Origin of the sequence: Thiocapsa bogorovii, assembly GCF_021228795.1 — a bacterium.
GTDB lineage: Bacteria > Pseudomonadota > Gammaproteobacteria > Chromatiales > Chromatiaceae > Thiocapsa > Thiocapsa bogorovii.
This window is the reverse complement of sequence record NZ_CP089309.1, coordinates 2,389,862-2,411,502: the sequence shown is the minus strand read 5'-3', so window position 1 is coordinate 2,411,502 and position 21,641 is coordinate 2,389,862. Positions and strand designations below refer to the sequence as shown.

17 protein-coding genes and 4 pseudogenes are annotated in these 21,641 nt (G+C 65.8%); 13 read left to right on the top strand and 8 right to left on the bottom strand.

Annotation, left to right across the window (positions count from 1 at the left end):
• Positions 1–3: 3 nt before the first annotated feature.
• Entirely contained in the window at positions 4–639 is a 636-nt protein-coding gene (locus LT988_RS10955; protein WP_232410164.1) for an NAD(P)H-dependent oxidoreductase, read from the bottom strand.
• Positions 640–1,337: 698 nt separating this feature from the next.
• Here LT988_RS10955 and LT988_RS10950 point away from each other — a divergent pair.
• A complete protein-coding gene (locus LT988_RS10950) occupies positions 1,338–1,490 on the top strand; it encodes a hypothetical protein (protein WP_232410163.1) in 153 nt (50 codons plus the stop codon).
• 1,064 nt (positions 1,491–2,554) lie between these two features.
• On the opposite strand, the pseudogene LT988_RS10945 reads toward LT988_RS10950, so the two are convergent.
• Positions 2,555–3,943 (bottom strand): annotated as a pseudogene (locus LT988_RS10945) (IS1380-like element ISTro1 family transposase); the annotation flags it as partial.
• A 567-nt stretch (positions 3,944–4,510) separates the two neighbouring features.
• Complete coding sequence (locus LT988_RS10940) at positions 4,511–4,726, bottom strand: PepSY domain-containing protein (protein WP_232410162.1); 216 nt, start codon at positions 4,724–4,726, stop codon at positions 4,511–4,513.
• A gap of 349 nt (positions 4,727–5,075) precedes the next feature.
• Here LT988_RS10940 and LT988_RS10935 point away from each other — a divergent pair.
• The 3 genes and pseudogenes from LT988_RS10935 to LT988_RS10920 all read left to right on the top strand — a co-directional run.
• Positions 5,076–5,345: pseudogene (locus LT988_RS10935) on the top strand (cytochrome b/b6 domain-containing protein); the annotation flags it as partial.
• Positions 5,346–5,371: 26 nt separating this feature from the next.
• Positions 5,372–5,727, top strand: a pseudogene (locus LT988_RS10930) (DUF1924 domain-containing protein).
• Positions 5,728–5,743: 16 nt separating this feature from the next.
• On the top strand, positions 5,744–6,340 hold the full coding sequence (locus LT988_RS10920; RefSeq protein WP_232410159.1) for a diheme cytochrome c: 597 nt from the start codon (positions 5,744–5,746) through the stop codon (positions 6,338–6,340).
• Positions 6,341–6,564: 224 nt separating this feature from the next.
• On the opposite strand, the gene LT988_RS10915 is transcribed toward LT988_RS10920, so the two are convergent.
• On the bottom strand, positions 6,565–6,882 hold the full coding sequence (locus LT988_RS10915; RefSeq protein ID WP_232410158.1) for a hypothetical protein: 318 nt from the start codon (positions 6,880–6,882) through the stop codon (positions 6,565–6,567).
• Between the two features lie 97 nt (positions 6,883–6,979).
• Here LT988_RS10915 and LT988_RS10910 point away from each other — a divergent pair, with 97 nt between their 5' ends.
• The 7 genes from LT988_RS10910 to LT988_RS10880 all read left to right on the top strand — a co-directional run bounded on the left by LT988_RS10910 (position 6,980) and on the right by LT988_RS10880 (position 15,965).
• Positions 6,980–7,216, top strand: a complete 237-nt coding sequence (locus LT988_RS10910; RefSeq protein WP_232410157.1) for a hypothetical protein — start codon at positions 6,980–6,982, stop codon at positions 7,214–7,216.
• A gap of 594 nt (positions 7,217–7,810) precedes the next feature.
• A complete protein-coding gene (locus LT988_RS10905; RefSeq protein WP_232410156.1) occupies positions 7,811–8,347 on the top strand; it encodes a GNAT family N-acetyltransferase in 537 nt (178 codons plus the stop codon).
• Between the two features lie 294 nt (positions 8,348–8,641).
• Entirely contained in the window at positions 8,642–9,106 is a 465-nt protein-coding gene (locus LT988_RS10900; RefSeq protein WP_232410155.1) for a DUF1826 domain-containing protein, read from the top strand.
• Between the two features lie 946 nt (positions 9,107–10,052).
• Positions 10,053–10,208 carry a hypothetical protein gene (locus LT988_RS10895; RefSeq protein WP_232410154.1) on the top strand — a complete coding sequence of 52 codons (156 nt, stop codon included), beginning with the start codon at positions 10,053–10,055 and terminating at the stop codon, positions 10,206–10,208.
• A gap of 290 nt (positions 10,209–10,498) precedes the next feature.
• Positions 10,499–13,234: a cation-transporting P-type ATPase gene (locus LT988_RS10890; RefSeq protein ID WP_269752121.1), complete on the top strand. Its 2,736-nt coding sequence runs from the start codon at positions 10,499–10,501 to the stop codon at positions 13,232–13,234.
• Between the two features lie 45 nt (positions 13,235–13,279).
• Entirely contained in the window at positions 13,280–14,962 is a 1,683-nt protein-coding gene (locus LT988_RS10885; protein WP_232410152.1) for a cation:proton antiporter, read from the top strand.
• 22 nt (positions 14,963–14,984) lie between these two features.
• Positions 14,985–15,965, top strand: coding sequence for a universal stress protein (locus LT988_RS10880; protein WP_232410151.1), 981 nt, complete (start codon positions 14,985–14,987; stop codon positions 15,963–15,965).
• Positions 15,966–16,183: 218 nt separating this feature from the next.
• On the opposite strand, the pseudogene LT988_RS10875 reads toward LT988_RS10880, so the two are convergent.
• Positions 16,184–16,435 (bottom strand): annotated as a pseudogene (locus tag LT988_RS10875) (ATP-binding protein); the annotation flags it as partial.
• 453 nt (positions 16,436–16,888) lie between these two features.
• Between LT988_RS10875 and LT988_RS10870 the strand changes: the two are divergent.
• Both LT988_RS10870 and LT988_RS10865 read left to right on the top strand, forming a co-directional pair.
• Complete coding sequence (locus LT988_RS10870) at positions 16,889–17,551, top strand: DUF1826 domain-containing protein (protein ID WP_232410150.1); 663 nt, start codon at positions 16,889–16,891, stop codon at positions 17,549–17,551.
• Between the two features lie 672 nt (positions 17,552–18,223).
• Positions 18,224–19,417 (top strand): serine hydrolase domain-containing protein, encoded by a 1,194-nt coding sequence (locus LT988_RS10865; RefSeq protein ID WP_232410567.1) that lies wholly within the window; start codon positions 18,224–18,226, stop codon positions 19,415–19,417.
• A 72-nt stretch (positions 19,418–19,489) separates the two neighbouring features.
• On the opposite strand, the gene LT988_RS10860 is transcribed toward LT988_RS10865, so the two are convergent.
• The 3 genes from LT988_RS10860 to LT988_RS10850 all read right to left on the bottom strand — a co-directional run bounded on the left by LT988_RS10860 (position 19,490) and on the right by LT988_RS10850 (position 21,515).
• Positions 19,490–19,963 carry a hypothetical protein gene (locus LT988_RS10860; protein ID WP_232410149.1) on the bottom strand — a complete coding sequence of 158 codons (474 nt, stop codon included), beginning with the start codon at positions 19,961–19,963 and terminating at the stop codon, positions 19,490–19,492.
• A gap of 2 nt (positions 19,964–19,965) precedes the next feature.
• Positions 19,966–20,343, bottom strand: coding sequence for a DUF6152 family protein (locus tag LT988_RS10855; protein WP_232410148.1), 378 nt, complete (start codon positions 20,341–20,343; stop codon positions 19,966–19,968).
• 218 nt (positions 20,344–20,561) lie between these two features.
• Positions 20,562–21,515: an alpha/beta fold hydrolase gene (locus LT988_RS10850; protein ID WP_232410147.1), complete on the bottom strand. Its 954-nt coding sequence runs from the start codon at positions 21,513–21,515 to the stop codon at positions 20,562–20,564.
• Between the last annotated feature and the right edge of the window lie 126 nt (positions 21,516–21,641).

The following is a 21,641-nucleotide window of genomic DNA, read 5'->3' as shown; positions in this document are numbered from 1 at the left end:
GTACTAGCCCTCCCGATCGACGGTGTCGAGCGCGCCGTTGAGGACAGGCAGCCTTTGGGCCGCCTCCAGGTCGAGGCGATCGTCGCGCAGTGCGGTCAACAGTCGCACCCAAGCCTGCAGATGCCCCTCGAGCCGGCCGTCTTCCACAGCGGTACGGGCACCGAAGAGTGCGAACGGGGGCAGGTAGAACATGCCGCACAGGGAGGCGGTCTGCTCCAGGGGCTGGAGCAACTCGCGGATGGTGAAGTGGTTGTAGCCCGCCGCGCAGTAGGCGGCCTCCGGACCACCCGCGCTCAGCGCGCTGAAGAAGACCTTGCCGTGGAGCGCCGTGCCGCTGCTGCCGTAGGCGAATCCGTGCTCCAGAACCAGGTCCTGCCATTCCTTCAAGATGGACGGTGTGGAGTACCAATAGAGAGGATGCAGAAAGACAACCGCGTCATGAGTGCGTAAATGGGCCTGTTCCCTGTCGACGTCGATCGCGAAGCCGGGATACCGACCGTACAGGTCCACCACGGTGACGCCCGGAAGGTTCGCCGCAGCCCGAGCCATCGGCGCAATGACCTCCGATCGCTCCTGTGTCGGGTGCGCGAAGAGGACTAGAATCCGACGCGGGTAAGGTGGGGGTTGGTCATCGGGCATCTGTCAATCCAAGGGAGAATCGGTTGCGTGGGCCGAGTCGCCCGATCTCCCGATCAGCGGCCGGGCGTGGATGCGGGTATGTTGCCACAGAAGGTTCGTAAGCCGAGAACAACGCGGTTCCCCCGAAATCCAGTCCTCCAACGTTGACGTCGGCGGTCTGTCAGACCACGCACTGCTGAGCGTCCCCCTTCATCCGACATTCGGTCGCCAACCGGCGCAGAAACTGCTCCGGCGCGATCGTCTCGGCGATGGAGTGTACGCTGCCGCGCCAAGGTCGCGAAGTCGCCGCGTTTGGGCGATTCCAGCGCCGCAAGGTGTCGCGCGAGGTCGGCCGGAACCGGGGCGGTGGCATCGCCGAGCCATGGCGGCATGCTTCCGTCGAGCAAGACGCTTGCAACAACCCTTACGAGGATATTGCCGAGGGCTACTAACGCCTCAACGCCGATTTCAGAAACAGCCCCCAAGACCACGATCCGTTGCGAACGGCCGAGGATCACGCGCAGCGATGCGTACATGGAAGGACACCATGCCTCCGAGAGACGCGACCGGAACGACCGAGACCATTCGACCGGATGCTCGCAGCACAAAGCACCTTGGAGCGCATGCCGCTCGTGACACGCGACCCGGTATTCGTACGGTTCGGGATCGGGACGCTGTGGTGACATTGCGATGAAAGGCGGGAAAGCTCCGGAGGCTGGATGGACTCGGCGGATTACACGGCCATGCTTCACCGTCAGTCACGCCTGCGCTGGTTCCATCCCGCAGATGCCGGCTCGGCTGCAGCGGCGTGGATCTACGGGGCGCGTGAGTTCAAGACCCCGAAGCCTGGTTCGAACCTGCCCCGTTTTTGACCGAACTCACCGCACTCAGCCCCGAAGCGCAAAAAGCCCCGACCTTTCGGCCGGGGCTCTGCGCATCATGCAATCCGGATGTGCAGGCTCAGAGCGATTTCTTGCGGAAGTACCAGTCCACGCACTCGTACGCCTCTCCGCTCGGTCGCCTCGGCTCGGCGCGTCCACCTGAATGATTCATTACCCGTACCCGTACCAGCCGGCGGCGGGGCTCCAAGGTAGCGACTCGCGCGCCGCCCGAGTGCAAAGTATCGGCTCATTTCCGCCTGCTTTACCCTGAGATTTCGCAACCGAAAGTGCAGATCGGTGCGTTTTCGACGGGCGCGGACGCACGGGCGACCTTGATCATTCGGATTGCCGGAACCGCTATGGTCACGACTGCGTCGCGCAATCCCGTATGCAGCTACGCCGCGTCCGGGCACCGCTGCGGACAAAGCCGATCCGTCAGCATAAACCGGGCGTCCGGACCGATCCCTTCGGCCTGACGAGCTCGAGGTGACCGGCGTTCGCCACGCGCAGCCGGTATAGCCGCCCGCGATGCCGGATTCGCAGTTCCTCGGCCGGACTGCGGGTCGCTTCAACCTAGATCCGGCAGTTGAACGGCCCCTGGAGTGCGTCCCGCGCGGTGTCCGGCAAGGCGCAACGCGGCGGCGTAGTGGTTCTACGACAACGCGTTGCAACGCAGTCGGGCGCCGCGCGGGGCGTGCTCCAGGGGTCGTAGCGGCCTTCACCCAACCGGTGAGCCATTCGACAAGCGCGATCGTTAAGGCCGTCAAGACCTTGCATGAAGCACGAAGCGGTCAACTGCCGGATCTAGCCCGGATGTTTCATAAACCGACACAGCCGACACTGGCCTCGCGGATTTGCGCGGCGCTGGGCGTCACCGAGGGCGATGACCGGGACGCCGCGGGGGTTGAATGGTGGAAATACCGAGCGGCAACGGGCTTGATCAACGGGGCACGAGTAGTTTTGTCGCCGCGCAGGCGTACGATGCCCTGCCCGAGGTGGGCATAGTCGTCGTGCGCGTGCTGAAATCCCCGTGCGGGGATGTATGTGCGTCTAGGCGGGCGCCGCCGGGGCTGCGCGTTGAAGAGCCTCTCGGTGACCTGCTGCAACAGCGTCTTGACCGGACAGCTCGAGGGCAGGTGCAGGCGCACGCGGTCTTTGTACTGCACCACGCGCACGGCGAGCTTGAACAGTTTGATGATCACGGTGGCAGGCTGGGCGTTGGCCAGTTCCGTGCCGACGAGGACCTCGGTGCGCAGCGTTTGGTGCAAGACGTAAGCGGCGCAGGAGAAGAACAAGCGCATCTGATTGGCCAAGAAGGTGCTGTCGGAAGTGCGATCGCTGGCCAGATCGTTCTTGATCATTTTGATGAAGTTCTCGTCCTGGCCGCGCGCGCAGTACAGATCGCGGTAGACGCACTCGGGACTGGGCAAGTCCAAGGAGGTGACGACGAAGCGGAGGTTGTCGCCGCGCGCCGTCACCTCGACTTTGAGGATGGTCCGACACGCGCCGGGCCAGGAACCGGCACGGTAGTCAACCTCGTGGTAGGTGCGGGTCCGCTCGGGTACGTCGGCGTCGGCGCGCCGGGCGTTCTCGATGCGCAGCGCATGGAGCTTGCGGGCGTCGGCCAAGAACGGCTCGGCCCGTGGCGTGAGAGCCCGGTTACCCGCCAGGCCGAAGATGAAATCCGTCAACGGATCGGCCATCGCCAAGGCCATCAACTCGGGGTTGGAGAAGTGTCCGTCGCCGCGCAGGATGATGCGTGTGCGTGGCCACGCGGCCCGCAGCCGCTTGAGCACGCGCTTGAGGATCATCGCGTTCTCGGCGCCGGTGGGGCGCTTGCCGGGACGCAGCACCGCGGTGATGAACTTCCCCGAGAGGCCCTCGAAGAGAAACAGCGGCAAGTAGCAATGGTTGCCGTAGTGATGATTGTAGAACGCGAACTCCTGCTGGCCATGGGTGGCGTCTTCGGAGTGGTCCATATCGAGCACGATCACCTGCGGCGCCTTCGGGTAGCTGGCGATGAAGGCCTCGACGAAGGCCTGCGCCATGCGGTAGAGGTCGCGCGCGCCGACCCCATTCTCCAAACGCGAGAAGGTCGGCCCGCTGGCCAGGTCCGTCGTCGCATCCAGCGGCTTGCGCTCCAGCCCCAGCTTGAACAGCGCATCACGGCGCAGCGCATTGGCGTCGTTGCCGTCTTCGTAAGCACAGGCGATCTGGTAGACCCGTTGCGCGATCAGCTCACGCATCGGATGGGTGGTGTAGGACGGATGGCGCCAATCATCGATCGCTGCGCTCAACCGCTCGGTCAGGCCGATCTGCCGATCAACCCCGCGCAGAATCATGGGGCCAAAGTCAGACGACATGGCGCCGCCGTCGAAGTCGCCGCGGACCGTGAAACCGGCGACCGGGGGAAAACGCAGCTGTTCCGGGGTAGACTCGGGCATGGGCGACCTCGTTTAGCTTCTTCCGAAGCGTTCTTGGCGGAACAGCCATTTTATCAATGGGTTGAACGAGAGTCGCCCTTTTTTATGAAATATTCGGGCTAGGTTCAAGGACGCTCGATATCGGGGCGATTCCGAGTGGCAGATCCGCGCAGTTCAATCCCCGACAACCTGAGCCTGCTTTAGAGACGTTGTCCCAGTGATGGCTGAAGGCCATAAGCCGTCACTCGTACCGCCGACGCCGACGTCTCTTGTACACGATTTGCAAACTCCTGCCGCTGCTGAAGTCACCGATCACTTCACGCGGGGAGCTATGCCACGTCGGTTCGTGTTGCAGGGCGGCAGGACTTGGGGCAAAGCAGGCAGTGACGTGAAGGCCGCAAATCCTGTCACGATGCGAGAAGTGACCCTAGACCCCTAACCCGCCCAGGTCGATGAAGAAAAGCAGCAGATCGGCCAAGTCGACCGCGCGGAGCGTGATCATGTCGGCGAACTCCAGGCCCCCGGCGCGGGTTCTGGACATCCAGTTGCGTGCAGCGTGGGCAAGCGAATTAGCGGCTCAGTCGCGCATCAGTCCTCCTCCGCCACCAGAAGGCGGTCGGTGGCCGCGTCCACCTCGACCTTCAGCAGACGCCCGTCCTTGGCAATAATCTTGAGTTGGTAGACCCACACCTCGGCGCCGCGGCGCCGCGCTCGCTCGAATTCCACCCCGATCACCTCGTCCGGCACCGCGTTCGCCACCTCAGCCAGGATTTCAGCGATCGGGCGCGCTTCGACGCGACTCAATGCCTGACGCGCGTGGTCGTGATCGTAGTCGCGCCGGGGGGGCCCGTGGACCGAAGCGCAGGCCAGTAACCCCGCAAGGAGGTAAGAGACTGAAGACGGCGAGACGCGATGTTCATGCGGACGATTATGGCGGGATCCCAAATGACCGAACGCTGACAGGGCCCGATAGCCACCGGTCAGTGTGGTCTCGGTAATCTGTGCAACAGGGTCGCAACGTCTCGTGATCGCTCAAGCGACGAACTCAATTGGAGAACCGACTATGACGACACCCGCCACGGGCACCTTGGGGGCCACGCCACCTGATGCCATCACACCTGCCGCAAGCCCACGGGTGCGCGTCTGAGATCCGCTGGTCCGGACCTTCCACTGGACCCTGGCCGCCGCTTTTGCCATCGACTTTATCGTCGAGGACGAGCTGCTTGGCCTGCATGTCTGGGTGGGATACCTCGTCCTGAGCCTGATCGCCATTCGCCTCGTCTGGGGCGTCATCGGGACCCGGCACGCCCGGTTTACCGACTTCGTGCGCGGACCACGCCAAATCATCGCCTATCTCAAGGACGCCTTGGCCTTCCGCGCCCCGCGCTATCTGGGACACAACCCGGCCGGCGGAGCCATGGTGACCGGACACAAACGGAGAGAAGACTGATGAAACAACGCTTTGCAATTGCCCTGGTCGCGACTGGCGCGCTGACCCTGCCGACTGCCCTACTTGCCGCCGACCCGGCGGCTGGGCAAGCCGGTTGGACCAAGGAATACACCCAAACGGACGGCTCGCCCGCGCGCAGTTGCGCCACCTGTCACGGCCGCGACCTGACCCGGGGGGCCGTCACGCCAAGACCGGCAAGACGATCGAACCCATGGCGCCCTCAGCCAATCCACAACGCCTGACCGACCAGAAGAAGGTCGACAAATGGCTGCTACGCAACTGCAACTGGACCCTCGGGCGCGAATGCACCGCGACCGAAAAGGCCGATTTCATTGCCTACATCAAGACCCAGTAATCCGGAGACCCGATCGATGAAGCATCCCAAACCCATCCTCATCCTGCTGGCCGTCGGCCCGCTTTCGCCGGGCGCTGTCGGCTTGGCCTTCGGTGATGACGACGATGACGATGAAAGGCGCGAGGGCGGCCAGGAGGAAAGCGGCTGGATGGAGTCCCGCGCCCCACTCTCGCCTGTCGTCAATGCCATTTACAACGCGGAGTGCGGCTCCTGTCACATGGCCTACCAACCGGGACTGCTGCCGCCACGCGCCTGGGCGGAGATCGTGACGCCCACGGCGCTTGCGAATCATTATGGCGATGACGCCTCCCTCACGGAGGATTTGCGCACCGAGATCAGCGCCTTCCTCGGCGCCAGCTCCGCCGACCTGGCCTTGCAGGGCGATCCTCTGCGCCTCGACGCCAGCGGGTCGAACACGGGCCGCGCACTGCCGCGCATCAGCGCAACCGCCAACTTCAAGAACGAGCACGATGAGATTCCGTCCCGTCTGGTGGCGGGCAACCCGGAGGTTGGCAGCTTCAGTAAGTGCAATGCCTGCCATCGCGGGGCGACCGAAGGGAACTACAACGAGCGGCAGATCGACATTCCAGGCCATGGACCCTGGAAGGATTGATCCAGGTCGGGCAAAGCAATCGCGCGCGATGACCCCGGGGATCGCCATCGTCCTGGAGACCTTGCTCTTCCTCACCACCCTGGTCGGCGGGCTTTGGCGGTTCGAGCAAATCCCGCCGGAATCGATCCCCAAGGAGGATCGGGGTGTCTTCTTCGTCATGCTCAGCGGGTCGGCGGGCGCCTGCCGATCGGCAGCTAGACCGACGAGGAACTGGCCCGCCGGCGTCACACTCTCCTCGCCGCGATCGAGCAAGCCGAGCCCGGCTTGGCCAACATCGTTTCCCCCGCCCGCTTCCTGACCTTGCTTCCGTCCAGTGGCGCCGGTGTCGAGACCGGCGCCGTCATTGGCAGAGTCACCTCGCTGGTGTTCTGGCGGCGAGTGTCTTCACTCTCTTCGATGTGCCGCTCGCCGATGATCTGCTCGCACGGCGCACGGGGGCGCCAGTGGCTGTCGGACGCCGATTCGAGCGCGCGAGATGGCCGCCGGTCAAAGCTGAAGAGGCCGGTCGTCCCGGTTGGCTGATCGTTTGCTGACAAGGCCATCTAGGGTTCGGTCAGTGGCATCTCCTTAAGCTGGGCCCAAGGTCGCGATCAGGTCGCGGCCAGGCCACTTCTCACGACGCCACCGGAGGACCGATACATGCTGACGGATTCGATTCAATCGCAGGCCAGCCAGAACCGCCATCCAGCCACGTTCAGGCGGACGAACCGCTTCACCGCGGCCCCGATCAGTGCGGCCACCCGGGCGGGCGGGCTTCGCCCCGCCCGCGCCAAGACGAGCGGGCGACCGGCGCTCGAGCCCGCCTTCGACATCGAGGACGCGATTCGACGCTTCGTCGAGAGTCAACCAGCCCAGCTGTATCGCGGTGGGGCCTGATCGGGGTCACGTTGCTCCATGAAGCGAAGTCGACCCAGGCCCAGAGCGCCAATCCGGCCCCGCTCTCGGGGACCCACTTATCCGCGGTTGTGCGTGGTGATATCAAGGGCGCGCTCGAGCGCAGCGGCGCCGATGAGAAGGCTCACCTCTGCAATCGTTGATCTTGCGATCGCCCGCCCGTGGCGACTGAGTGACCGGGTCGTGATCGCGCGATGGTGCAGTCGACCATGAGACGCAATGCTGGTCGCACTTTTCATGGGCGTCCGCTCGGTTCACCAACTCCCCTCCACCAAACGCTTCCGCAGCCGCCTAACCGACACCGCTCCGGTCTGCCTGACCGTCATGACGAGTGCCGATCGCCGGGCGGTCGGAGCCCCGAACGGCGTGCCGGATGACGAATGGTGGCGAAGAGCATAAGCCGCATAGGATGCCATCCCGGATCGACAACCCGATGACCGCGACCGGATACTGCGGGTACAGGCGCTCTTCCCGCCGACCGCGTCCACGAAGGCGACGCCACCGAACGCGTAAGCCAGATCGCTGGTGCAGACATCGGGCGAAACCATCGGGTTAAAAGCCGCGGAGATCGAGATCATGACGTCGGACATCGAGATTAGGAACGAGACGAACGACGATATCGCCGCGATCGCCGAGGTGACGATAGCGGCGTTTCGGGATCTGGAGATCAGCAACCAGACCGAACACTTCATCATCGACGCGCTCCGCGCCGCCGAGACCCTCGCGCTCTCGCTCGTCGCGGTGCTCGATGGCCGTGTCGTCGGCCACATCGCGTTCTCGCCCGTGGCCCTGTCGGACGGTACGGGGGATTGGTACGGACTCGGCCCGGTGTCGGTCTTGCCGCAGGTTCAGTGCCGAGGGATCGGCCAAGCCCTGGTGCGCGAAGGCTTGTCGCGGCTCAAGCGCATGCAGGCGCGCGGCTGCTGCCTGGTGGGGCATCCGGAATACTACCGAAGGTTCGGGTTCGAGAACTGCCCGCAGCTCGTCCTCGAGGGCGTCCCGCCGGAGGTCTTCTTCGCACTGTCCTTCGACGGGACGCTGCCGCGGGGAACTGTCGCGTTCCACGAGGCCTTCGCAGCGGTTGGCCCGTCGTTGCGCGCAGACGAGGTGTGACGGGACGGGCGAGATGTGCACGGCAACGATTCGTACCGAGTGACCCGCCCGCCCCGAGCCATCGCTCTGCAGCGTCAGCCCGTTACTTCCCTCGCCTTCCGCCCCGCAATGCTTCGACCAGGACGAATAGTCTGCAAGGTTGCGTGGTGACCGGAGAGTCGTGTGTTGCTCGTGAATCCGTCCGGGCGCTCCTGCGGCCGGACGGACTGCTCCTTGGCGACGACCCGTCTTAACCCCGGTTCGCCCCGCTCCGGGACGCGCTGCGCAAGGCCATTCGTCGAAGAGCTCGACGGCGTGTCGGATGCGCTTTGCATACCGCCTTCGCGGCTTCGCGACCACGGCCGCTTCGCCGCTGCGGCGGCACGCACGCGCCGACGCCTACCGGGGGGCGCTCGGCCTCGCTCCGCTCTCCATGCCTCGCGGATCGGCTGCCAGGCCATCGGTCTGCGCATCGAGCGTCTGGAGCGCGCCATGTGCCCCCGCTGGCATGTCGACCGCACCGGCATCCGGCTGCTCTGCACCTGGCGCGGTCCGGGTACGGAGTGGCTCGACGATCCCCGGATCGACCCTCGGGGTCTGCTCGGCAGCGCCGCGGACGCCCCGGCAACCGGTCAAGCCCGGCCCTTCGACATCCTGCTGCTCAAAGGCAGCGCCTGGCAGGGCAACGCGGCCGGCGGCGCGATCCACCGCTCCCCGCAGGTCGCTCCGGGCTCGGACCCTCGGATCCTCGTGGCCCTGGATGCCCTCTGGGACGACTAACTCGGAGCGCGTCACCTGACATCCTCCTCGCGGCGGCGAAAACGCCGGTGCGCGTCCGGCGGCACGGGCGTGCCGATGGATCTCGCCGATGCGTCGGGACGTATCGCCACAGATTTGGCCCCCGCAAACATCGGATTTGAACGCTGGGCAGATTGCTGTCAGCCGAGTCGCCGGTGTGGGCGACGGCTGGGCCCATCAGCGGTCAGTCGAGGCGGCTCAGTCTTGCGGCCCCGCAAGGTCGCTCTCGGCCAGTAAAGGGCACGAGTGCCTCGTCGGCCGGCGTCCGAAATCGCGTGGACAGATGACACGACCCACGTGCGCTCGGTGCATATATCGTACACGTAACCCGCGAATCTGATCCGCCCGCTGACCTGTGCAGAGCAGCCATTTCAGCATTGCCGAGCGCTGGGTTGGATCCATCCCAGGGCATGTTCGATGCGACGCTCACCAATGCTCGAGACGTCGAATTTCGGCTCGGGCTCGGCGCAGATGGCAAAGGCTTTCGTGGCCTTTTCACTCGCTCCAGCTTCACATCGTTCTCAGCTTGCCCTGAGTGGTCTTTGATCTGTCCTGGCGCCGCTGTGCTCATCACGCGATGGATCTACGAACCGGTCAACGAGGACCAGTCCGCAGGGACTCGTGGCAGATCCGGCGATGAGCGCGCCGTTCCCCGCGCGTCTGGTAGAACGCCCACCGGCCCTTCCTCCCAAACAGCCGATCGGTCACGTCCCGAAATGCCGGCAGGGGCTGTGAATGATATGAAGCGACTGGCAGCCTGAATCCTCGGAAACCCTGCGGCCAGCGCCGGAGCTTCTCATAGTTCGGACCCTTCACATAGATCCTGAGAACGGTCACCTGCCGTGCGGCGACCGACGGAATTGAGTTTCACCTGCACGCCCGGGGAGGTGAAGAAGGCAGAGCAACGGTACAAACGAGAGTGCCGCCGATGCGCCTGAGCCGAGGCGTCGGCGACCGAGAAGACAAGCTGCCCATGCTGTCCGGCCAGTCCACCAACGACCTCATGCGCAAGGTGAACGAATACGCCCGCGGGGAGGGTATCCACGACCCCGACGCCCCCAGAGTGCTTCCTGACTTTGTTTGAACCCGAAGAGTTGCGCGACAACGTTGCCTACCGATCCATCGTCGAGGAAGGAGAAGCGCGGGAGACCCGCACCCAGGCCCCTCCAAGCAGACCGCGAGATGCCTGCTCTCTTCGAGAACAGGGAAACGCAGCGAAAAAGACGTTCAATCAAACCGGAAATCCGATTCAAGGGCGCGAACCCAGGGTGCGCATCAATGTCCCTATATTTAACGCGGTAAATGATCTCTTCTATTCCTGCCGACCGACTCGGGAGCGCGGGAGTGAGCGCGCATCCTCCAAAGCGGACTTTGATGATGAAAAGCTGGCATGAAGAAAGCTTAGAAGACGTCCTTTCCTCACTCCACAGCGGCATGAGCGGCCTTCGGGCCGACGAGGCTTGCCGCCGGCTTGCCGAATACGGGTCCAACAAGCTCCCGGAGCCGTGCCGACCGAGCGCCTGGAGACGGTTCCTGGCTCAGTTCCACAATATCCTGATCTACGTGCTGCTCGGCGCCGCGGCGATCACCACCCTGTTGGCACATTGGGTGGATACGGGGGTGATTCTGGCCGTGGTGCTGATCAACGCCTTGATCGGCTACGTGCAGGAAGGCAAGGCGGAAAAGGCCATGGACGCCATCCGCAGAATGCTGGCCCCACGCGCATCGGTGCTACGCGAGGGGGTACGCCGGGTGGTTGACGGCGAGGCCGTTGTCCCCGGGGACCTGGTGCTGATGGAAGCCGGCGACAAGGTGCCCGCGGACCTGCGCCTGGTCAAGGTGCACGGTCTGACGATCCAAGAGGCGATTCTTACCGGCGAGTCCATCGCCGTGGACAAACACACCGATCCGGTGGCTACCGATTCGGCCCTCGGCGACCGCAAGTGCATGGCCTTCAGCGGTACCACCGTCGCCAGCGGCCAGGGCATGGGCGTGGTGGTGGCCACCGGCGCGCACACCGAGATCGGGCGCATCAGCGACCTTCTGGCCGGGGTGGAGGCCCTGACCACCCCCCTGGTGCAGCAGATGGCGGTGTTCGCCAAATGGCTCACCGTCTTCATCCTCGCGGTGGCGGGGCTGCTCCTCGGCTTTGGCTACCTGGTGCTGGAGCATCCCTTCGCCGAACTGTTCATGGCGGTGGTCGGTCTCTCGGTGGCGGCGATCCCCGAGGGGTTGCCGGCGGTTCTGACCATCACCCTGGCGGTTGGTGTACAGGCTATGGCCCGGCGCAACGCCATCGTGCGCCGCCTGCCGGCCATCGAGACCCTGGGGTCGGTGTCGGTTATCTGCTCGGACAAGACCGGCACCCTCACCCGCAACGAGATGAGCGTGGCCAGCGTGCTCGGCGCGCGCCACCTCTACCGGGTGGATGGCACCGGCTACGAGCCCGCCGGCCGCTTCACCCTGGGCGACGGGTCTGTGACGCCCCTGGAGCATCCGCCCCTCGAAGATCTGGCGCTGGCGGCCGTCTTGTGCAATGACGCCGAGCTGCAAAATCGGGAAGGCCGATGGCTAGTCGAGGGAGACCCGATGGAAGGTGCGCTGCTGGCATTCGCCGGCAGGGCCGGGCTTGACCGGGGCGAGATCCGTGGCCGGTGGGCGCGTACGGACGTCATCCCGTTCGATTCCAGCCACCGCTTCATGGCCACCCTGAACCATGACCATGAGGGCAGCGGGCGCGTGTTCGTCAAGGGCGCCCCGGAGACGATCCTCGCCATGTGCCGGGAGCAGAGGGGAGAGGCCGGCGCCACGGCGTCCCTGGACCGGGAAGGCTGGCTCGCGCGTGCGGAGGCGATCGCAGCCGAGGGCCAGCGGGTCTTGGCCCTGGCGGCGAGACCCATGCCTGCCGGGCACACGGTCCTGGAGCATGAGGACATCGATGGTTTCCTGACCTTGCTCGGCATGGTCGGTCTCATCGATCCACCGCGGGACGAGGCCGTGGCCGCCGTCTCCGAGTGCCGATCCGCCGGCATCCGGGTCAAGATGATCACCGGCGACCACGCCACCACTGCGGCGGCCATCGGCCGGCAGCTCGGTCTGGACAACCCGGACAAGGTGCTGACCGGCGTCGACGTGGACCGGCTCGATGACGTCCAATTGGCCGAGCGGGTGCTGGACACCGACGTGTTCGCACGCACCAGTCCGGAACACAAGCTGCGGCTGGTGATGGCGCTGCAGGCCCACGGACTGACCGTGGCCATGACCGGCGACGGGGTCAACGACGCCCCGGCGCTGAAACGCGCGGATGCGGGTATCGCCATGGGCCGAAAGGGCAGCGAGGCGGCCAAGGAAGCCTCCGAGCTGGTGCTGGCGGACGACAACTTCGCCTCCATCACGGCCGCCGTGCGCGAGGGGCGAACGGTGTACGCGAACATCAAAAAGGTCATCAGTTGGACCCTGCCCACCAATGCCGGCGAGGCATCCACCATCATCCTCGCCCTGCTGTTGGGGCTGACCCTGCCCGTCACGCCGGTGCAGATCCTGTGGGTGAATATGATCACGGCCGTGACCTTGGGCATCGCTCTGGCCTTCGAGCCCAGCGAGAACGACATCATGGCTCGCCCGCCACGCCCCCGCGGCGAGCCGCTGCTGTCCGGCGATCTGATCTGGCATATCGTACTCGTGGCCGCTCTGTTCTTGGCCGGGGTGTTCGGCATCTACCTTTACGCGGTGGAGCAGGGCTATTCCATCGATCTGGCCCGCACCATCGCCATGAATACCCTGGTGATGATGGAGATCTTCCATCTCCTGTTCATCCGCAACATGAACAGCCAGAATCTCGGCTGGAGGCGATTGCGCGGCACCCGGGTGCTTTGGTTGGCCATCGCTCTGGTGGTCGTCGGGCAGATCGCCATCACCTACCTGCCGCCGATGCAGGGGGTTTTTGAAACCGAGTCGATTCCGTTGAGGGACGCCCTGCTCATTCTTGCGGTGGGGGTCGTCCTGTTCGTGATCATCGAGCTGGAGAAGCGTCTGCGCCTACGTCTGAGCGCGGCTGTCCGCACGTCGGCCGTTGTCGCGGGGGAAGAAACGACACCGATACGCTACTGACCGGATGCCCGGGCGCCGACAACCTATCCCCGACGAGAACCGATCATGCAGGAACATTTCAGCGAGCTCGCCCTGCTGCTCATCATTGCCACCGCCGCAGGGGTGGTGGCCCTGCGGCTGCGCCAGCCGTTGCTCATCGCCTACATCGTGGTGGGCATTGTCGTCGGACCGGCGGTGTTCGGCTTCGTCTCCGCACATGATCAGATCGATCTGCTCGCGCAGATGGGCATTGCCGTGTTGCTGTTCCTGGTGGGCCTGAAGCTGGATCTCGCCCATGTCCGTCACATCGGCCCGGTGGCCCTCGCCACCGGTCTCGGTCAATTAGGCTTCACCATTGCCGTCGGCTTCGGCCTGATCCTGCTCTTGGGTCGGACTCCGCTGGAGGCCCTGTACGTGGCGGTGGCGCTGACCTTCTCCAGCACCATCATCATCGTCAAGCTGCTGTCGGACAAGCGCGAGATCGACGCCCTGCACGGCCGCATCGCGGTCGGTTTCCTGATCGTCCAGGACCTGGCCGTGGTACTGGCCATGATGGTCGTGAGCGCCCTGGGCGGGGGCGGCGACTCCCCGACGGAGGTGATCTTCTCGCTGCTCTGGCGGGTGGCGCTGGCGGCGGTCGCCCTGTATTTGCTGATGCGCCATGTGCTGCCGCGGGCGGTATCCCTGATGGCGCGCTCTCAAGAACTGTTGCTGATATTCGCCATCGCCTGGGGCGTCGGCTTGGCGGCCCTCGGTGAGTGGGCCGGCTTCTCGAAGGAGGCCGGGGCCTTCCTGGCAGGCTTTTCCCTGGCATCCACAAGCTACCGGGACGCCATGAGCGCCCGGCTCACCGGCATCCGCGATTTCCTGCTCCTGTTCTTCTTCATCGATCTGGGCGCCAAGTTGGATTTCTCCGTCCTCGGCGGCGAGCTCTGGCCGTCCGTGGTGCTGTCCCTGTTCGTTCTGATCGGCAATCCACTCATCGTCATGTCGATCATGGGCTACATGGGTTACCGCAAGCGCACCGGCTTCCTGGCCGGACTCACGGTGGCCCAAATCAGCGAGTTCTCCATCATTTTCATCGCCATGGGCATCTCCCTGGGCCATGTCGGCACGCAGGCTCTGGGTCTGGTCACCCTGGTGGGCGTGACCACCATTGCGGTTTCCACCTACATGATCATCTATTCCCATCCCCTCTACGAGCGCCTAGCTCCTTGGCTGGGGCTGTTCGAGCGGCGCAACCCCCAGCGGGAGCTGGCCGCCGAGCAAGAGGTTGGATCGACCCGACCCGCGGATGTGATCGTGTTCGGGCTCGGCCGCTACGGCGGTCGCTTTGCCCAAGGGCTGGAGGCGGCCGGACTGGCGGTGGTCGGGGTGGACTTTGACCCCGAGTCGGCCCGAGCCTGGCGTGGCAAGGGCCTCGAGGTACGCTACGGCGATGCCACCGAGGCCGAATTAATGGAATCCCTGCCGCTGGCCTCGTGCGCCTGGGTTGTCAGTACCCTGCCGGACATCGCCTCCAATCGTGGCCTGTTGCAGGCGCTGCGTACCCATCACTACACCCGTGACCTGGCCATCGTCGCCCGCGCCGACGAGGACGGCCTGATACTCAAGCGGCTGGGGGTACCGACGGTCATCTACCCGATGCACAACGCAGTGGACTTCGCCGTAGAGGCCCTGGCAGGCATGATCCGGCGCAGCCGGGAGGGGTCGTGGTCCGATGATGCCATAGACCGAAAAGATGAATGATTTCCAACCGGAGGGCGATGCCGTGAACAGATTCCGAAACATCCTGTACGTGGTTTCCGCCACCCCTGGAGATACCACGGTGCTGGAGCGGGCGGTGGCATTGGCGCAGCACAACCAGGCCCGGCTAACCCTCCTGGGTGTGGTGCCGCGGGTTCCTGTCGGCATTGGAGCGCACGAAGGCGGTCCGGTCTTGGGGGACCTGCAATCTTGGCTGGTGGCCGAACGCGAAGAGTTCCTGTCCCATCTGGCGGCTCCTCACGTGCAGCGGGTCGTCATCCAGAGCCGGGTGGTGATTGGTACACCCTTCATCGAGGTCATTCGTCAAGTGCTGCGGGAAGGGTGCGATCTGGTGATCAAGACACCGGAGGATCCCGGCTGGCTCGATCGTCTGTTCGGCAGCGAGGATCTGCATCTGCTGCGCAAATGTCCTTGCCCCCTCTGGATGATCAAGCCTCAGTTGTCTGGCGCCTTCGAATGCATCGTGGCGGCTGTGGATGTGAATGAAGCCTATCCGGTCGATGAGGTCGAAGGCCGTCGGGCCTTGAACCGACAGGTGATGGAGATGGCGACGTCCCTCGCCCTGTCGGAATTCGCCGATTTGCACGTCGTGCATGCATGGGAGCCCGTTGGGGAATGGGTCATGCGCAGCGGATGCCTCAGCACGGACGAGGAAAGAATCAAGGCCTATGTGCAGGAGGTCGAACGCCACCGGCGAGAGAACCTCCATGCACTGATGCGGAAGACGATCGACCGAATAGGTCCGGAAGCCACCCGCTATCTGAAACCGAATGCCCACCTGGTGAAGGGTTGGGCACGCGAGGAGATTCCAGCCTTGGTCCAACGGCTCGGGGCGGACCTGGTGGTCATGGGCACCGTGGCCCGCACCGGCATCAGCGGCTTGTTGATCGGAAACACTGCGGAAACGATCTTGACCCAGCTCGATTGCTCGGTGCTCGCCATCAAGCCGGAGGGATTCGTGTCGCCGGTCACCCTGGAATCCTGACGCGCCGGACACCGGCCTTGGGCGGTCGCTCGCCGCCGAAGCATATCGTGTGGCCCGCATCGGCCGATGGGGGCCCTTCAGACTCAGAGAGCGCGTAGCTGCAGCCGCCTTGGTTGCATGCGCATTCCAAGCCATTCGGGCACCTGTTTCACCAACATCCTGCCGGGGCGGTCGGAGCGAAGCGACGCCGGGATGCGTTGATATTCGGCCGATCCGGTCGGGGTCAACGTCCGGGCATGGCGTTTGCGAATTGACCCGCCTTTGAGGGTGATCCGGTAGGCATTGTGGACCAGGCGATCGAGGATCGCGTCGGCCAGGGTGGGATCCGCGATCAAGTCGTGCCAATGCTCGACCGGAAACTGGTTGGTCATGAGGGTGGCGCGCCGGCCGTGGCGGTCGTCGAGCGGTTCGATCCGATCGGGTGATCGGGATGTCGGGGCAGGGCACGGGCGCCCTGCCCATTGTCGCAATTGATAGGCGTTCTTGTTATGAATGCAAGGCCGAGCCATGCCGTCGGGCAGGCGGGGTCGCGTAAGGTCGGATTGGCAACAGGCAAAGCACATCCGCAGTCCTGCACCCGGAGGGTTACGGGGACATTAGATTCGGCACAGGACGCGGGCTGATCCGACGGGTGAGGAAGTCGGTCGACTGGTCGCAGCTGTGGGCGATCACCAACTACCCGATTTCCCGCAGGGTTTTCACCCCCAAATGTAACGACATAACATTTTATTTCTAGCGCCGGCCGATCCGGATGCGGGTGCCCCCGACCCTAGGTGCAAGAGCGCAGGACCGAGGCGAGGTACCGCCTCCGCGCATGCTGTCCGAGCCGCGAAACGGATCCTCGCGAACCTCGCCGATCCAGACCGCGGAGATGACCATCCGGCATCGCCCGGATCCGAACGTTCAGCCTGGAGGTGTACGCCATGAGAGCGCAACCTGTGATCCGGAGCGCCGCACCGCTCGGGTTCCGCAGCTCGACCGACACGGTGCAACGGGCGGAGACCCTCGCCGATCTGACCCGGATCTTGATGCCGGAGACCCAGATCTGTGTCCACTCGCCCCCCGGTAGCCCGAACATGCTCGGCGCACTCGAGCGCCTCCACGCGAGCGCAGGGCCCGGCCTACGGGCGGTCGTCCGGCTCTCCGCCGATGGCGTTCCCGACATCGACACCCTGCCGCTTGCAAGGCCGTTCGCGCATCCGACGGTTCGGCGCGAGCTCGCCTTCCTGCTGGAGCTCTACGGCGATCTGCTCGGCTGCCAAGCCATCGGTCTGCGCATCGAGCGTCTGGAGCGCGCCATGTGCCCCCGCTGGCATATCGACCGCACCGGCATCCGGCTGCTCTGCACCTGGTGCGGTCCGGGTACGGAGTGGCTCGACGATCCCCGGATCGACCCTCGGGGTCTGCTCGGCAGCGCCGCGGACGCCCCGGCAACCGGGCAAGCCCGGCCCTTCGACATCCTGCTGCTCAAAGGCAGCGCCTGGCAGGGCAACGCGGCCGGCGGCGCGATCCACCGCTCCCCGCAGGTCGCTCCGGGCTCGGACCCTCGGATCCTCGTGGCCCTGGATGCCCTCTGGGACGACTAACTCGGAGCGCGTCACCTGACATCCGCCTCGCGGCGGCGAGCACGCCGGTGCGCGTCCGGCGGCACGGGCGTGCCGATGGATCTCGCCGATGCGTCGGGACGTATCGCCACAGATTTGGCCCCCGCAAACACCGGATCTGAACGCTGGGCAGATTGCTGTCAGCCGAGTCGACGGTGTGGGCGACGGCTGGGCCCCAGGAGCGGTCACTGGATCCGGGAGGTCTGATGAGGAGTACTAGCGAGGAGCCGCGATCCGTTCCCCGAATCTCAACGGCAGCAGTCCAAGGGACAGCGGACAGCCGACAATTGACGTTCGCCGCGCGCCACGGGATCACCCTGCCTGCCGTACACGAAAAACAAGCTATCCACGCCGTCATGGTGGATGCTCAATCACATCGGCGAGCCGCCCCGCCCGCGGACTTCCCGCACGGGACGATGGTCCCGAGCCGACGCCGGACCGGGACCTCTTCGCCAAGATAGCGCCTTGACCGGCCGTTGATCCACCGCTAGCCTCGATCATGGAGCGTCGCTAGACGCGCCGAGGGGTTGGATCCGTCGAGGTGGCTTCTTTTTCCTGCCGTGTTTTCTGCGGGACATGACGCGCGGCCCTCGGCAGCCTTGATGCGGCCATCAGGTGAACCGATTTGCGCAAGCGGATTTCAAGGTGCCGATCATGACCAACAGGATCGCCGGGCCAGCCGTCTTCGCCCTTGCCGCCGCACTGAGCGGGCCGGCGCCTGCGCAGTCCGACGACGCGCTTGCCGCGAAGCTCCAGACCATCGCCGACGCCTACATCGCAGATACCGCCGCGGGCGAGAAGGCCACCGCGATCTCGATCAGCGTGAGCCTGCCCGAGCACGGCGGCACGCTGAACGTCACCGCCGGCAAGGTCTCGAACGCGACCGGCGCCGCCGAGGTGACGCCCGACACGCTGTGCCAGATCGGGAGCATCACCAAGTCCTTCACCTCGGTCACGCTGCTGCAACTCCAGTCCGAAGGGGTGCTCGACCTCGACGACACGCTGGGTGAGTGGCTGCCCGAGTATCCCGCGTGGCAGGACGTCACGCTGCGCCGGCTTCTGAACATGACAAGCGGCATCCCGAGCTACGACAACGTCGACGCCATGATCGCCGATATCGGTCGGAACGGGCTGTCGCGCCACTTCTCGCCCGCGGTCCTCGTCGGTTTCGTCGACCCCGCCTATCCCGGCGCCCCGGCCCCGACATCGGGCTATGCCTACTCCAACACCAACTACATCCTCGCCGGGATGGTGATCGAGAAGGCCAGCGGACGCACGGTCCAGGAGAACTTCGAGGACCGCCTGTTCGGCCCCCGTTACGGCCTGACGAACACCGCCTATCGGGCCGGCATCTATCCGCGCGAGATCACCGAGCGGATGGCGTCCGGCTATTTCGTCGCCGAGGGCTACCCCGGGATGAAGGCCCTGGACGGCGCCGACGTCAAGGGCGAGGACATGTCCTGGGGCGGGGCCGCGGGGGCTGCCGTCTCGCGTCCCGAAGAGGTCAACAACTGGGTCCGGGCGCTCTTCACCTCGAACGATCTCCTGGATGCCGACGCGCGTGCCGAACTCACCCGGGTCGTGTCGATGCGCACCGGCGAGACGCTCGCGCGGCTGACCCCCGACGACCCCCGCGGCTTCGGCCTCGGCATCTCCGGATTCACCTCGCCCGCGATCGGTTCCGGCTGGCAGTACGAGGGCGAATCGATGGGCTTCCGCACCCTCTACATCTACCTGCCCGAGAAGGATCTCGTCGCTACAATCGCGCTGAACAGCGGCGCCGAGGGCGAGGCCGACCACGCCGCCAAGGTGGCGCTGGCGGTCATCGAGGCGGCAGCGGGGCCGTAAACCCGAGATCTCCCGGCGGGTTCGCCATCACGGGCGCGCCAAGGATGGCCGGAACCACGCCGAAGATCCCCCTCACTCGCCGACGAACGCAAGCATCCGCCCCGCGACCAGCGCGCCCGTCCAGCACACAAGCGATAGCGCCCCGGCGACCCGAAGCCGCATCGCCCCCGCCGCGGCGAGACCGGGGCCGAGGTGGAGCGCAGCCGCCTGGCCCAACCCCGCCGCCACCAGAGCCATCTTCGCGAGGAAGAGCGGCGCGCCGAGGTAGTCCGCAGGCGCCGCCAGGAACAGCAGTACCCCGCAGCTCACTGCCAGCGCCAGGCCCGCCGCCGCGACCGGCAGGAGCACCCGCGCGAGCACCGCGCGCTCCACCGAGGCCCAGGCGCCGAGGAGCCGCAGGTCGAAGGGCACGAGTGCGCCGACCAGCAGCGCGATCCCGGCCACGTGCCCGGTGCTCGCCGCCGCGTAACCCCAGCGCGTGCGCCGCATCGTCTCGGCGAGCGGCCAGTCGGCGAGCGTCGCCCCGAGCGCGGCGAGCGCCTCCACCCTCAATCGCGCTCGGGATAGAGCTCGTGCCGCTGCCCGTCGAACCAAAGCCGCTCGGCTTTGATGACCCGGCGCGAGGCGGCCGCGTCCGGCTCGCCCTCGACGCGGATCTCGCGCCCGATGGCGAAGTCTGCGTCGGTCAGCCCCGCGCGCTCGTTGCGCCAGGGCTGGCCGACCTCGACGGTCCAGGGCTCGCCCTCGACGTCCACGGTCACGAGCCCGTGCGGATTGCCGAGCCGAACCGCGGTGATGAGACCGGTCAGGGCGATGTTCTCGCCCGCGGTCCAGCGCCAGCCGTGATGGGCCACCGCCGCCACGGGCATGACGAGGACCGCGGCGAGGACCGCGGTGGAGATGCGTCCGGTGATGCGTCGCGCCATGGGTAGACCTCCCGCGTTTACCTGCCCTTGAAGGTGGGGCGCACCCTGCCTCCTGCAACCCGCCGGCCGGGCGGGCACCCGAGCGGTTCCGCGCGGCGGCGGGAACCAGGGCGCCGGTCGCGCATGGCCCGAGAAGGGCGCCCTGCCACCACCCCACGACCAGAGGCCAGTAGCGGTGCCGGACACCGCACGCGGACCCGGGAATGCCGACTTCGGACTCAATGACCGGCGCCGTGGGCCGCGTCCGTTTCCGCGACAAAGTCCTCGATGAGCCTCACCACCAGATCGCCTCGGGTGTGGTGCAGGCCGTGGCCGGCCCCCGGGATCGCGACTTGGCGCGCCCCGGGGACCTCCGGAATCAGGCGGTCGGCATGATTCCAGGCGGGAACCACGTCGTCCCGATCGCCCGTGATGAGCAAGAGCGGGACTTGGATACGAGCGTAACCGGCCCGCTGTTCGGCGAGGAAGGGGCTGAGGCGGCGCATATCTTCGGCGTTGGCCAGAAAGGTCCGCGGCCGCAGGCCTAGGTCGACCCCGGTGCGCGACCGATAGCCATCCGGGACCGGGTCCGGAGCCATGACCTGCGTAATCCCGCCGTCGATGGCGAGCGGGCCCAATGCCCCGCCCAAGGTGTAGGCGAACAGCGACCCGAGCACCGGGACCCCCGCCAGGTCGTTGTACCAGGCCACGCCCCCCTCCCAGGGGTGGGTCACGCCGGCAAGGAGCACCGCGCCCGCCGCCTCGCCGGGGTAGGCGAGCAGATAGGCGAGAACCACGGAGCCGCCCCAGGAGTGCCCGACCAGAATCGGGCGCTCCAGGCCCAACTCCCGTGCCAGGCTGTAAAGGATGCGGGCCTGAGCCAATGGATTCGGCCAAGCATCGGCAGGACGCTCGCTGTAGCCGTGGCCCAGGCGGTCCAAGGCGATCACCCGGTACCTCGCGGCCAGGGCTCCGCCGATGCTGGCGTGGAAATCCAGAAGGCTGGTGCTCGCGCCGTGGACCAATATGAGAGGCCGGCCCTGCCCCTGGTCCGTGTAGTGGACGCGCAGCCCGTCAACCTCGGCGAACCGCCCGATGGGTGGATTGGCCGACTCGGCCCGCCAAACAGTGACCAGGGTCCAAGCCGCCGATCCGGCAAGCAAGGCGAGCAGCAACGCGGCAGACCACTGCATCTGATACCTCCGGGCTTCTCAGCCCAACCTCGCGGGGTCAAGACCAACTCGTACGGCAGCCGCCGGGGAGCACCTTGCGATGCGGGTCCGGTTCGCGAAACAGGTCGGTTTTGGGTCGCGACTTGT